We start from the raw sequence: 756 nt of genomic DNA on the forward strand, positions 1-756 counted from the left end.
CTTCACAATAGCAGCTAACAGCGTTACCCTGTTGCTTAACGGTGGCCTGGGCGGAGCTGGAATTAACAGCAGTGCTGGTGCGACCGGCAGCCCCTACAGCACGTCATGCCCCAGCACCTATATTACTCCTTATGCCGGCCTCATGCTCCTTGCCCCTAGCATGACCCCGGGCAAAGGAGGTAATGGAGGCTGTTGTGGTAACGGCTGTGCCAACTATAACGGCGGCGGAGGCGGCGGCACGTATAACTGCGGTGCCGGCTACGGAGGGTGGTATATCAACTCTGGTAACTGCTGCTCATGCCTTACCACGGCTCCGTCAAGTCCAAACGAGCCGTGCTCCATGGAGGTCATGTACTTCTCAAGCGTCCAAGACCTCGTGGTCTACCTTGTCGAGGCGATAACAGACTACTGGCTAATGCACTACCTTAACGCCACTCCGTCAAGCCCCATACCCTGGCCCATGATGTCCGGCACTGGGGGCGGAGGCTCTGCAGGGGCCGGGGCAGGTGGTGGAGGTGGAGGCGGCGGTGAGGGCATAGTTGTCTGCTATAACTGCTCAAACGTTACCGTAAACGTCCAGGGAGGCAACGGAGGCAACGCATACAGCTCAAGCAATTCTGGCGGTGCCGGAGGCGGTGGAGGCGGAGGCGTAGGGCTCATAGTCTACTCTGCCTCCAACTCAAGCCCGGCCTTCAGCACTGGCGGCGGCTCTGCTGGAGGCAATAACGCCTCAAGCTGCGGCATAAAGCCAACTGC

1 pseudogene is annotated in these 756 nt (G+C 59.4%); it reads left to right on the plus strand.

Annotated features, from left to right (window positions below):
• A pseudogene (locus ACP5H1_RS08510) lies at nucleotides 1-756 on the plus strand (hypothetical protein); the annotation flags it as partial.

The organism is Acidilobus sp., from assembly GCF_049973875.1.
GTDB lineage: Archaea > Thermoproteota > Thermoprotei_A > Sulfolobales > Acidilobaceae > Acidilobus.